This is a genomic window from Streptomyces sp. NPDC051218 (genome assembly GCF_044455475.1).
Classification (GTDB): domain Bacteria; phylum Actinomycetota; class Actinomycetes; order Streptomycetales; family Streptomycetaceae; genus Streptomyces.
Window position 1 is genome coordinate 653790 of sequence record NZ_JBITEU010000001.1, and the last position, 11724, is coordinate 665513.

At 72.1% G+C, this 11724-nt stretch carries 8 protein-coding genes, 1 pseudogene and 1 riboswitch; of the genes and pseudogenes, 3 read left to right on the forward strand and 6 right to left on the reverse strand.

Features of this window, described 5'->3' with window-relative positions; all coding sequences use genetic code 11:
• The first annotated feature begins 131 nt into the window (after window positions 1-131).
• Window positions 132-767, forward strand: coding sequence for a TetR family transcriptional regulator (locus ACIBCK_RS03030; protein WP_399386308.1), 636 nt, complete (start codon window positions 132-134; stop codon window positions 765-767).
• A 501-nt stretch (window positions 768-1268) separates the two neighbouring features.
• A pseudogene (locus ACIBCK_RS03035) lies at window positions 1269-1511 on the forward strand (LuxR C-terminal-related transcriptional regulator); the annotation flags it as partial.
• Here ACIBCK_RS03035 and ACIBCK_RS03040 read toward each other — a convergent pair.
• From ACIBCK_RS03040 to ACIBCK_RS03065, 6 genes are all read right to left on the reverse strand, one after another.
• Window positions 1425-3644 carry an ATP-binding cassette domain-containing protein gene (locus ACIBCK_RS03040; RefSeq protein ID WP_399387213.1) on the reverse strand — a complete coding sequence of 740 codons (2220 nt, stop codon included), beginning with the start codon at window positions 3642-3644 and terminating at the stop codon, window positions 1425-1427. The pseudogene ACIBCK_RS03035 and the gene ACIBCK_RS03040 sit on opposite strands and share 87 nt — an antisense overlap.
• Before the next feature lie 5 nt (window positions 3645-3649).
• Window positions 3650-5377 carry an ABC transporter ATP-binding protein gene (locus ACIBCK_RS03045; RefSeq protein ID WP_399386309.1) on the reverse strand — a complete coding sequence of 576 codons (1728 nt, stop codon included), beginning with the start codon at window positions 5375-5377 and terminating at the stop codon, window positions 3650-3652.
• Between the two features lie 185 nt (window positions 5378-5562).
• Entirely contained in the window at window positions 5563-5688 is a 126-nt protein-coding gene (locus tag ACIBCK_RS03050; RefSeq protein WP_363307399.1) for a SapB/AmfS family lanthipeptide, read from the reverse strand.
• A gap of 45 nt (window positions 5689-5733) precedes the next feature.
• Entirely contained in the window at window positions 5734-8373 is a 2640-nt protein-coding gene (lanKC, locus tag ACIBCK_RS03055; RefSeq protein WP_399386310.1) for a class III lanthionine synthetase LanKC, read from the reverse strand.
• 207 nt (window positions 8374-8580) lie between these two features.
• The gene (locus ACIBCK_RS03060) at window positions 8581-8814 is read right to left on the reverse strand and encodes a ferredoxin (RefSeq protein WP_367041441.1); all 234 of its coding nucleotides are present in this window, start codon (window positions 8812-8814) and stop codon (window positions 8581-8583) included.
• A complete protein-coding gene (locus ACIBCK_RS03065) occupies window positions 8814-10280 on the reverse strand; it encodes an aldehyde dehydrogenase (RefSeq protein ID WP_399386311.1) in 1467 nt (488 codons plus the stop codon). Before ACIBCK_RS03065 ends, ACIBCK_RS03060 begins: the two co-directional genes overlap by 1 nt.
• A gap of 231 nt (window positions 10281-10511) precedes the next feature.
• Here ACIBCK_RS03065 and ACIBCK_RS03070 point away from each other — a divergent pair, with 231 nt between their 5' ends.
• The gene (locus tag ACIBCK_RS03070) at window positions 10512-11561 is read left to right on the forward strand and encodes an MBL fold metallo-hydrolase (protein ID WP_399386312.1); all 1050 of its coding nucleotides are present in this window, start codon (window positions 10512-10514) and stop codon (window positions 11559-11561) included.
• 79 nt (window positions 11562-11640) lie between these two features.
• Window positions 11641-11709, forward strand: a riboswitch (cobalamin riboswitch).
• The last annotated feature ends 15 nt before the right edge of the window (window positions 11710-11724 follow it).

The following is an 11724-nucleotide window of genomic DNA, read 5'->3' on the forward strand; positions in this document are numbered from 1 at the left end:
CGCTTTGAATCTACCGGCAGGTAGCCGCGCTGTAAGGCCCGGATCAGGTGATTCGCGCCACGGCGGGTCCCCTGCCATGCTGGCCCACCACATCACCGGACCGGGACGACGGACAACGGACAACGGGACCTATGACAGCGGAAGCCAAGGCAGCGGAAGTCACAGCAGCTGATCCGGCGTCGCCGCCCCTGACGGAACGGCAGGAGGCGCGCCGCCGTCGCATCCTGCACGCCAGCGCCCAACTCGCGAGCAGGGGCGGGTTCGACGCGGTGCAGATGCGTGAGGTCGCCGAGTCCTCCAGCGTCGCCCTCGGCACGCTGTACCGCTATTTCCCCTCCAAGGTGCATCTGCTGGTCGCCACCATGCAGGATCAGCTCCAGCACATGCACACGACGATCCGTAAGCGGCCGCCCGCCGGCGAGACGCCCGCCGAGCGGTGCGCCGAGACGCTGATGCGGGCCTTCCGCGCCCTGCAGCGCGAGCCGCACCTGGCGGATGCCATGGTCAGGGCGCTGACCTTCGCCGACCGCTCCGTGAGCCCCGAGGTGGACACGGTCTCGCGGCTGACCACGGCGATCATCCTGGACGCGATGGGCCTGGCGGACGCGCCGACCCCCGAGCAGCTCTCGGCGGTCCGGGTCATCGAGCACACCTGGCACTCGGCGCTCATCACCTGGCTCTCGGGGCGGGCATCGATCGCACAGGTCAAGATCGACATCGAGATGGTGTGCCGCCTGATCGATCTGACGACCCCGGAGACGGCGTAGCACGCCGCGCGTCCCCAATTTCCCGGAACCACGCAGTCCGCAGGCCTTGAATCGGTGCACGGGGGGGCGCAGGCCTACCTGGTCATTGCGCCCCTGAGCCTCTCCTGGGTCCCGCTTGGCCAGTTCTCGCATCCGTACGAGCGGTCGGCGCCGCTATGAATGGTCTACGTGCTGAATGAAGCGACCGGACCGACTGCGGGCAACCTGGAGGAGCGAAACGTGATCCGGGTACTTCTCGTGCACGACGCCTGTCTGCTGCGATCCGCTCTGGCGGAACGACTCGCCCGTGAGGCGGACCTGGAGGTGTCCCATGCACCATGGCACGAGGCACGCGAGCGTACGGGCGCGGTGCGTCCCGACGTCTGCGTGGTGGACCCCGACGGCGACACGGCGTACGCCTCCGCCGAGTTCGGGGAGCAGTCCCATCCGGTGGCCGGCGGCCTCGGCTGCCCGCTGCTCGTTCTGGTGTCCGGCAACCGGCCGGGGCTGCTCCGCCGCTGCATGGAGGCGGGCGCGCTCGGCTACGTGGACAAGGCGAGCCCGCCCGACCGTCTGCTCGCCGGGATCAGACAGGTGGCGGCCGGGCAGCGGTTCGTGGACGAATCGCTCGGGTTCGGTTTCCTGAAGGCCTCTCAGATGACCCTGACCCCACGGGAGTTACTGGTCCTGGCCCTCGCCGCCGGGGGCGCGCCCGTCGCCGAGATCGCGCACCGTCTGCACCTGACCAACGGGACGGTGCGCAACTACATGGCCGCGATCACCCGCAAGACGGGGGCCAGGAACAGGATCGACGCCATACGGATCTCGCGCGGGGAGGGCTGGGTGTGAAGCGGCGCTCTCCGGGCCCCAGTTGCCGGACAGCTCACGGTAGAGCGAGGACCGCTCCAGCAGGTCCTCGTGGCCGCCGCAGAGGGTGTGCGCCCCGTCCATCACCAGAATCCTCTGGGCGCGGCGGGCCGAGCTGATGCGGTGGGCGATCACCACGAGGGTGCCGCCGGGCCGCGCCGCGAACGCCCGCTCGGCGCGGGCCTCCGCCACCGGGTCGAGGTGGCAGGTGGCCTCGTCGAGCAGAGCGAGGGGCGCGTACGAGACGTAGGCGCGGGTCAGCGCGACGAGTTGCCGCTCGCCCGCGGAGAGCGTGGTGGGGTCGACCTGGGCGGCGAGCCCGCCGAGCCGCTCGACCACCGGGCCGAGCCCGACGGCCCGCGCGGCGGCCAGCAGCTCAGCGTCGCCGACGGTGTCCGCGCGCAGATACTCCAGGTTCTGCCGCACGGTCCCACTGAAGACGTAAGCCTCCTGCGGTATCAACACCCGCCGCTCCACGGCCTCTGGCCCCCGCACGCCTCTCCCGTCCACGCGAACGACACCACCACCGGGCTCCAACAGCCCGGCCACGAGCCCCGCAAGGGTGGACTTCCCGATCCCGCTGGGCCCTACGACGGCGAGGTGCCCGCCCCGGGGGACGGAGAGCGAGAGGTCCCGCACTACGGGCTCGGCGAGGGGGCCGTAGGCGAAGGTGACGGAGGAGAGGTGCAGGGCGGGGACGTCGCCCGGAGCGGGCCCTTCACCGAGGGCCGACGTCTCGCCACGGGCAGGCGTCTGGCCGCGGCCAGATGTCTGGCCGAGGACGGGCTCTCTGTCGGGGGCGGGAGGTCTGCCAGGCGCCGCAGGTCCCCCGCGGGCCGGTACTTCGGGAGCGGGCGCCCCACCCCGAGCGGGCTTCTCGCCCCGGGCAGGCGTCTTCGCACGGGCAGGCGTCCGGCCACGGCCGGCCTCCCTGCCGGTGGCGAAGGGCCTGCCAGGCGCCGCAGGTCCGACGGGGGGCGGCGCTCCCCCGGGGGTGGGGTCTTCTTCCTCCCGCGTGCGTGCCCCCACGGGTAGCCCTGAGGGCGGGGTTGGTGTGGCCGCGGTCGAGGGGCCGGGGGTCCAGGTGAGGCGGCGTAGGACTATGGCCAGGCGGGAGCCGCTTGTGCCCAGGCCGTGGATCAGGTTGTGCAGGGCCGGGAGCAGGGCCTGCGTCACGTAGGCGATCGCGCCGACCAGGGCGCCCGGCGTCACCCCGTTGTTCAGGAGCCAGGGCGCCGTGACCAGGAGCAGGACGAGCGGGAGTTGGCCGCCGGTCGCCAGGGCCGCCGTGCGCAGGACGCCCCAGCGGGCGAGGGCGCGGGCCGCCGCGTACTCCGTGGCGACGCCCCGGTCCAGGTCCTCGGCCACGTCCTGCTCCGCGCCCGCCGCCGCGACATCCCGTAAACCCGGCGCCACCGCGCCCAGTTGGCCCGCGATGCCCTCGTCGGCGACGAGAAACCTCTCCTGGCGCCGCGCCAGCGGACGCAGGCTCGCCACGAACAGGCCGACCCCGGCGAGCAGCGGCGGCGCGACCACCAGGAGGAGGAGCGGGGCCAGCGAAAACAGGCCGATCAGCGCGCCCGCCGCCGTGAAGAGGAAGGAGCGGGAGACGAGGACAAGTCCGGCGAAGGTGTCCCTGGCGATCTCCACCTGCTGGGTGAGCCGGGACACGGACGCGTTGTCCGCCTCCCGCAGCCCCCGCCCGACGACCTGACGCACCAAGCTGTCCCGCAGCGGTTCCACCAGGTCGGCGACCGCGCGGTACACCCGCCCCGTGCCGTACGCGGCCACGACCACGCCGAGCCCGGCCCCGCCGAGCCACGCGAGGCCCACGTCCGCGTGCCCCGCGAGGAAACCGTCGTCCAGGGCGCGCGCGAGGGCGTACCCGGTGAGGAAGGTCTGCCCGGTCTCCAGTACGGACCAGAGCGCGAGGCGCAGCACCACCGGCCACCTGCGCCGGAGGAACCGGACACCTCGGCGGTACGGGCCCTGCGGGGTCGGGGGCGGCCCCACCCGTTCCGCGTGCCTCACGGGCCTCACGTGCCGAACACCTCCCGGTACTCCTTGCGCTGCCACAGCTCCGCGTGCGTACCCACCGCCCGTATCCGGCCCTCGTGCAGCCACGCCACCACGTCCGCGCGGGCCGCCGTCGCCGCGCGGTGGGCGATGATCAGGCGGCTGCGGTGCGGTGTGTGGTGGAGCAGGGCCTCGGCGATGTGGTGTTCGGTCACCGTGTCCAGGCTCGACATCGCGTCGTCCAGGATCAGGAGCCGGCCGCCTCGCGCGAACGCCCTTGCCAGGCCGAGGCGTTGGGCCTCGCCGCCGGAGAGGGGCGCGTCCGCGCAGGGCGTGGTGTACCCGTCGGGGAGGCGGGTGATGAACGGATCGGCGTGCGCCGCGCGGGCGGCCTCCCGGATGCGGGGCGGCGCAGGGCGCGGGGCGCCGAAGCCGATCGTGTCCTCCAGGGTCGTGCCGAGCAGCGCGGGCCGCTCGAAGGCGTAGCCGACCTCGCGGCGCAGCTCCTCGCGGCCGAGGGAACGCAGGGGGACCCCGTCGAGGCGTACGTCCCCTTCGTCGGGGTCGGCGAGGCGGCCCGCGACGGACGCGAGGAGCGACTTGCCCGCTCCGGAGCGCCCGACCACGGCGAGCGTGCCGCCCGCGGGGACGGTCAGGTCGACGCCGTGGAGCACGGTGCGCCCGCCACGGATCACCGTGACGCCGCGCAGCTCCAACTCCCCCTCGCCGGGCGGTAGTTTTTCGCTTCCGTACGGCGTCGCGGGCTCCGCGAGCACCTCCCCCAGGCGGCGCGCGGCGGCCCTGGCGCGCACCAGTGCTCCCAGCTGTCCGACGAGCATGCCGATCCCGGTGGCGAGCACCGCGTACCGGGACGCGGCCAGCAACTCGCCGACGCTGATGCGGTCGTGGACGACCAGGTGGCCCGCGACCGCGACGACCGCGATCTGCAGGAGGGGTGCGACCGCGACGGCCTGTGCCTGGGAGCGGCCCTGGACCCGCCACATCCGGTGGCCCTGCCGGGAGAGTTCGGGCAGCGCGCCGAGGACACGCCGTGCCTCTTTGTCCTCGGTGTGTGCGGCGGCGATGGTCCGTGCCCCGCCGATCGCCTCGCCGAGGCGGCCCGCGATGTCACCCTGGACCTGCTGGTAGCGCGCCACGCAGTCGGACGAGACGCGCACGAACCACCGCAGGAGCAGGACGAGGACGGGCGCCCCGGCGATGAACACGACGGCCAGCCAGCCGTCGATCAGGGCGAGGGCCACGACGGCGCCCACGGGCGCGACCAGGGCCGCGAGGAGCGCGGCGAGCGTGGCGGGCGCGACGCCCGCGTGTGCCGCGTTGTCGACGAGGCGGGCTACGAGGTCGCCGGGGGCGAAGCGTGCGGTGGCGCGTGGCCCGACGGCCAGCATGTGGCGTCCGACGCGGCCGCGCAGCCAGGCCGTGGTGCGGGCGTTGGTGGTTCCGGTGAGGACGCCGTCGCAGGCGTCGAGAAGGGCTCCGGCGGCGATGAGCGCCGTGCACACGAGGATCCAGCGGGTGGCGTCGGGGCCGACGTGTCCGGCCGCGTGGCCCGCGAGGACGGCATCGAGGGCGCGGCCGATGGCGAACGGCAGAAAGAGGCTCGCGCCCGCCCCGGCGACACTGCAGAGCGCGAGGGCCACGCAGCGAACGGCGCTGTAGCGGGTCGCGTCCTTCAACAGCCCGGCGTCGAGGCCGGGTTGCTGAGGCGGAGCGTTCGTGATCGCCATGCGGTCCGGGTCCTCGCAGTCCTCGTGTCCGTGGCGGGGTGGGCGGTAACGGTGATGGTGTCCGTGACGTCGACCCCCGTGGCGTCGGCGTCTGTGAACGCGATGGACCCGGGCGGTGCCTCTGGGGAGAGGCGCCGCCCGGTTCCTCACGGGCGAACCGTGCCGTTGTCAGGCACGGGTCGGCGTCAGAGACAGAGCAGCACGCTCGCGTCGCTCCAGCACAGCAGCAGGCTCACCTGGCTGCCGCCGCCACCGCCGCCGCCACCGGTCATCTCGTCGGACTCCATGCTCTGCAGGTCGAGAAGCGCCATGATCTTCCCTCTCATTTGGGGACGTTGATGTCCTCGTGGGTGGTGTCACGACCCCGCTGCGTGGCGGGACCGGCTCTGGGGCCGCCTGAGCGGCGGCAGGAAGGGGACGTGTGCTCCGCCGTCCCCCAGGGCGGCGGCGAGCGCGAGGAGGCAGCCCGCCGTTCCGGTGTGCAGGTCCATGGAGAGCCGCAGCATCTGGTGGCCGGGGAAGGCCAGCTGACCCGCGTACGGCATCGCGAACCAGCCGAGGCCCTCGATCTGCGCGGCGACGTCCTCGGGCGTGATGCCGGGCGCGGTGCTGCGGTTGAGGTGCAGCAGCAGTCCGGCCCGCCCCTGGAACAGGCCGGGCTGCACGCAGAAGCGTGAGCGCGCGGTGGCCAGGATGCCCGGACGTACCGCCTCGAACCCGGCGTCGTCCCGGTGCGCGAGGTAGTCGTCGACGACCATCCCGATGCCTACGCTGCCGTCGCCGAGGTAGGGCATCGTGCGCCAGCCCTCGTCCACCCCGAGGCTGCCGTCGGGCCGTGCAACGCACCGGGCGAGGTCCGCGCGCAACGCCTTCGCCGCCAGGTCGAGGAGCGCGGCATCGCCGTTCCTCTCGTACAGGCGCAGGAAGAGGAGCGCGGGCCCGGTGGCGCCGTGCAGCAGGCCGGCCCGTTGCCGCCCCTTGGGAGGTGGTTCCGCGGTGAGCCGCTCGCCGATCACCTGCGCCGCCTGGAGCGCGTGCTGGGCGAAGGACTCCTCGCCCGTGCTGTGCGCGATGGCGTCGAGTACGAGGCCGAGCCCGGCGAGGCCGCCGTGCAGGTCGGAGGGGAGCCGCTGCCAGTTCTCCTGGAGGACGAGCTCCATCAGGTCGAGCGCGCGCGTGCGGTGGCCGAGCCGTTCGAGTACGTGGGCGATGCCCGCGAGGCCGTCATTGAGGCCGAGGGGCGTGCCGCGCGGCGCGGGCTCGATGTGCTTCAGGAGCCAGCGCTCGCCTTCTTCGTAGCGATCGGCGCCGCTCTCGGCGAGGGCGAGCAGCACGCCGGCCGCGCCGTGTGCGAGGCCGAGCCCGCCGCCGTCGGAGAACTGCGCGATGTCGCCGGGGAAGAGCCGGTCGTCGCGCTCCGGGGTGGCCGATGCGAGGATGGCCTTGACCATCGAGTCCCGGCTGTAGGGCCAGTCGGCGACGTCGACGAGTGGCGCGGCGGCCCCCGCCGCCGGACTCGCGGTCGCCCGTACGGCACCCTTCGCGCCGGACAGGACCTGCCCGCCCCGCTCGATCTCCGCCACGGCCTCGTCGAGGAACTCCCGGGGTATGTCCGGGAATTGGGACGCGATCACCGTCGCGAGGTGCGCGGCCTTGCCCCGGTCGACTGCGAGGAGCGTGGTGATCGGCAGGAAGAGGGCGAGCCGCAGACACGCGAGGGCGTAGCGGTCGACGTCCACGCCCTCGCGGTCGGCGGGTGCGATGAATCCGGGGTGGGCCACGACCTGCCGGCCGCTGTCGCCCACCCGCGCCGCCGCCTCGAAGTCGATGAGGGAGACGGACTGTTCGTCGGGCGCGACCATGATGTTGAACATGTGGAGGTCGTTGAAGACGACGCCCCGCTCGTGCACGGCGGCGACGGCCTCCTCGACGGCCCGGTGGATGCGCAGCGCCCAGGCCGTGTACGCGGCGATCGCGTCGGCGTCGGGCTCGCTGACGAGGAGTGGATGCCGGTCAGCGAAGAAGGAGTTGAGGGTGCTGCCCTCCACGAAGTCCATGACGAGGAAGCGGTGGCCGCCGAGCTCGAACCAGTCGCGCACCTCGGGTGCGACGCCAAGACCCGCGAGCTTCCGCAGCGCGTCGCGCTCACGCTCCAGGCGGGCCACGGCGTCGGCCCCGTCCGACGCCAGGCCGGCGTACGGCCGCCCCTCCTTCAGGACGACCTTGCGGCCGTCACGCGTGTCGGTGCCGACGTACACCCCGCCGCCGTTGGAGAAGTGCAGCGCCTTCTCCATGCGGTACGGCAGGTCGGTGACCGTCGTGTCGTTGCGTGCCGCGAGCTGGGCTTCGAGGAACGGCGGCAGTGTCACCCACTCGGGCACCCGGAAGGCGGGATCACGCGAGTCGGGGACGAGGCGGCCCTGGTCGTCCTCGATGGCGGGCACGAGAGAGCCGCGCTCGTCGGCGCACATGCGGCGGGTGAAGGCGCCGTATCTGACGTACAGGGGGCCTTCATGCCAGCGCAGATCAGTGAGGATGTACGGTCCCTCGAATCCTTCGAGGAGCCGCCCCAACTCGGTGAGTATCTCGTGCAGTTGCTGCTCGTCGGACGGATAGATCGTCGTGAACTTGCCGCTGCCGTCACGTCCCGCGTACTTGCTGTTGCGCAGGTGGAGCAGGGGCCGTCCCGCGATGAACTTGAAGGGCACGGTGCGCGGCACGCAGTAGTCGTGGACCACCGCGGCGATGCGGTCGGCGTTCTCCAGCGTGGCGGACACATGGATCTTCCAGCCCTGCTGGGGCGCGGGCCGTGCGTGACCGTCGTCGTCGACGGGCACGAAGGTCAGCCAGTCGCCCTCGCGGGCCGACCGCCATCCCTGCGGGACCGGGCGCCCCGCCGTCTGGAACTCGGGGGCGGTGCCGCCCACGGACAAACGGTCCGGAGTCTCGTAGAAATGCCTGTCGGCCAGACAGTAGACCTCGTACCGCTTGTCCACGGCGTCCCCATCCCCCAAGTTGTCTGGCTCTGAACAGTTCCAGGCCGCAAAGGGGACGGACAGTCACGGATGTCATCGATCACCCATGCGGAACGCATGGGTAAAGTCCTGTTCGCACACGTTCGAGTGCAGATAAAGCACACAGGACCGACACAAATCAGCCTGGATCGCATCACGGAAGTAAATCCGGTTGCCGGAGCGAAGCCGCTAGTCCTCCGGCGGGAAGACGACCTCCCCACTGCCGGACAACGTGATCGTGATCGCCTCGACCGGACACCCCTCGGCCGCTTCGAGCACCTTCTCGTTGGCGTCGGTCTCGGGGTCCGCGGGGTGCGACTGGCGGGCGGAGTCGAGCGCGAACGCGCCCGGCGCCGTGCTCACGCACATCCCGGAGCCGATGCAGACCGACCGGTCCACCTCGACGTGCCAGCGGTCACCCATCAGGCACCCGCTCCTTCGTAGCCGGCGGGGAGGTGGATCATCTTGTGCTCGAAGTACTCGCCGTACCCCTCGGGCCCGAACTCCCGCCCGAGACCGGAGTTCTTGTAACCGCCGAACGGGCCGAGCATGTCGAGACTGAAGGTGTTCACCGAGTACGTCCCGGTCCGCACCCGCCGCGCGATGTCGATGCCGCGCTCCGTGTCCGCCGTCCACACGCTGCCGCTGAGCCCGTACTCCGAGTCGTTGGCGATGCGCACGGCCTCGCTCTCGTCGCCGTACGGGATGAGGCAGATGACCGGGCCGAAGATCTCCTCGCGGGCGACGCGCATCGAGTTGTCCACGCCGCCGAAGAGCGTCGGCTCGACGTACCACCCCTGGTCGAGTCCGGCCGGACGGCCGCCGCCCGTAAGGATCTTGGCGCCTTCCTCCTGGCCGATGCGGATGTAGTCGAGCGAGCGCCGCTGCTGGCGCTCGGCGACCAGCGGGCCCAGTTCGGTCTCCGGGTCGAGCGGGTCGCCGACCTTGAGCGCGGAGGCCGCGGCGGCGAAGGCCTCGGCGAACTCGTCGTGGCGCGAGTGGGGCACGAGGATGCGGGTCTGTGCCACGCACGCCTGGCCGTTGATCATCCAGGCGAACGGGACGATGCCGGCGACCGCGCTCGCCGCATCCGCGTCCGGCAGGATCACGGCGGCCGACTTGCCGCCCAACTCCAGTGTCACGCGCGTGAGATTGCGGGCGGCGACCTCCATGACGCGCTTGCCCGCGCCGACGGAGCCGGTGAAGGACACCTTGTCGATGTCCGGGTGCCCGACGAGGTACTCGCTCACCTCGCGGTCCGCGGAGATGATCGAGAGCACACCCTGCGGCAGCCCCGCCTCGGTGGCGATCTCGGCGAGTATGTACGCGTCGAGCGGTGTCTCGGGCGACGTCTTGAGGATCACCGGGCACCCGGCGAGCAGCGCGGGCGCGAGCTTGGCGGCGGCGGTGAACTGCGGGACGTTCCACGGGACCACGGCCGCCACGACACCGACCGGCTCACGCCGCACGAGGATCTTGCCGAGGGCTCCGTCACGCGCCTCTTCGTACGTGAAGTTCTTGGCGACGGTGAGCGCCGAGTCCCAGACCATCATCGCGGCGAGGGCCTGGACCATCACGCTCGATGTGTACGGGGTGCCGTTCTGGGAGCTGATGACGCGGGCGATCTCCTCGTGCCGTACGGCGAACGCGTCCTTGATCCTGGTGATGACCTCGATCCGCTCGTCGAGGGTCATCCGGGGCCATGGCCCCTCGTCGAACGCCTTGCGCGCGGTGGCGACGGCCCGGTCGACGTCGGCGGGCGCGGCGTGCGGCACCCGCGCGAAGGGCTCGCCGGTGTGCGGCGAGATCACCTCGATGACGTCCTTGCCGTGGGGATCCACCAGCTCCCCGCCGATGAACAGCTGTCCGTGTTCCACGAGCTCGGTCATGGCTGACTGCCTCCTGCGGGATGACGGGATTCCGCCTGCGCGACACGCTTTCTGACACTGTTTCAGAACTGATACCAGTTCTAGTTCCACTAGTCCACGGAGGGCAAGGCTCGCGCAGCCCTTCAAGTGGCCAGCCGAAACAGTCGACTTGGGCGATCATTGGAACTAGTTCTAGTTATGCTGGCTGTGGCCGTGGTCGTGGCCGCGCAGCGACGAGAGATGAGGGCCTCGATGACGCAGGTGACCGATCCGCAGGTGACCGAGCACGGCGGGGGCGTATGGAGCATCAAGGTCCCGATCCCCGACAACCCCCTCGGCTTCACCCTCGTCCACCTCCTCGACACCGACGGCGGCCCGGTCCTCATCGACACGGGATGGGACGACCCCACGTCCTGGGACGCCCTCGCCTCCGGCCTCGCCGCCTGCGGCACATCCGTCGAGGCGGTGCACGGCGTCGTCATCACCCACCACCACCCCGACCACCACGGCCTCTCCGCCCAGGTCCGCGAGGCGTCGGGCGCGTGGATCGCGATGCACGAGGCGGACGCGTCGGTCGTGCGCCGTACCCGGACCGGGCCGCCCGCGCGCTGGTTCGACTACATGGTGGAGAAGCTGACGGCCGCGGGCGCCCCCGCCGAGCACGTCGCCCCGCTCGTCGCCGCCCGTGACGCGGGCCGCGCGCCCCGCCTGCCCGGACTCGCCGCCGCGCTCCCCGACCGCGACATCACCCCCGGCGAGCTGCTCGAACTGCCGGGCCGCAGGCTCCGCGCGATCTGGACCCCAGGACACACCCCGGGCCACGTCTGCCTGCACCTGGAGGAGGAGCACCCGGCGCAACTCCCGGGCCACGGCCGCCTGTTCTCCGGCGACCATCTGCTCCCCGGGATCACCCCGCACATCGGCCTGTACGAGGACCCCGACGACGAGACGATCACCGATCCCCTGGGCGACTACCTCGACTCCCTGGAGCGCATCGGACGCCTGGGGGCCGCCGAGGTGCTTCCCGCCCACCAGTACGCGTTCACCGACGCCCCGGCCCGCGTGCGCGAGATCCTGGCCCACCACGAGGAGCGCCTCACCGACCTGCTCGCCCTCCTCGCCGAGCCCCTCACTCCCTGGCAGCTCGCCGTGCAGATGGAGTGGAACCGTCCCTGGGCCGAGATCCGCTACGGCTCGCGCAACATCGCGGTCTCCGAGGCCGAGGCCCATGTGCGGCGCCTGGTGAAGCTGGGGCGTGCGGAGGCGGTGGGCAACGATCCGGTGCGCTACCGCGCGGTGTGACCTCCTGCCGCGGGCGGGCGCCCCGGGGCCCTTCCCTACGGGCCGGTAGAGTGGCCCCGTCGTCATCATGCCCGTACGGGGGGAAGCCGGTGCGAATCCGGCGCTGACCCGCAGCCGTATACCGCATCCGCGGTGAGCCGGAATGCCCGGTACGGAGCGTGAC

What these genes read in the sequence shown, in the direction of transcription:
- ACIBCK_RS03050 (WP_363307399.1), bottom strand. Translation starts at nt 5,688, where the DNA reads ATGGCGCTTCTCGACCTGCAGAGCATGGAGTCCGACGAGATGACCGGT.
- ACIBCK_RS03030 (WP_399386308.1), top strand. Translation starts at nt 132, where the DNA reads ATGACAGCGGAAGCCAAGGCAGCGGAAGTCACAGCAGCTGATCCGGCG.
- ACIBCK_RS03070 (WP_399386312.1), top strand. Translation starts at nt 10,512, where the DNA reads ATGACGCAGGTGACCGATCCGCAGGTGACCGAGCACGGCGGGGGCGTA.
- ACIBCK_RS03060 (WP_367041441.1), bottom strand. Translation starts at nt 8,814, where the DNA reads ATGGGTGACCGCTGGCACGTCGAGGTGGACCGGTCGGTCTGCATCGGC.
- ACIBCK_RS03065 (WP_399386311.1), bottom strand. Translation starts at nt 10,280, where the DNA reads ATGACCGAGCTCGTGGAACACGGACAGCTGTTCATCGGCGGGGAGCTG.
- ACIBCK_RS03045 (WP_399386309.1), bottom strand. Translation starts at nt 5,377, where the DNA reads ATGGCGATCACGAACGCTCCGCCTCAGCAACCCGGCCTCGACGCCGGG.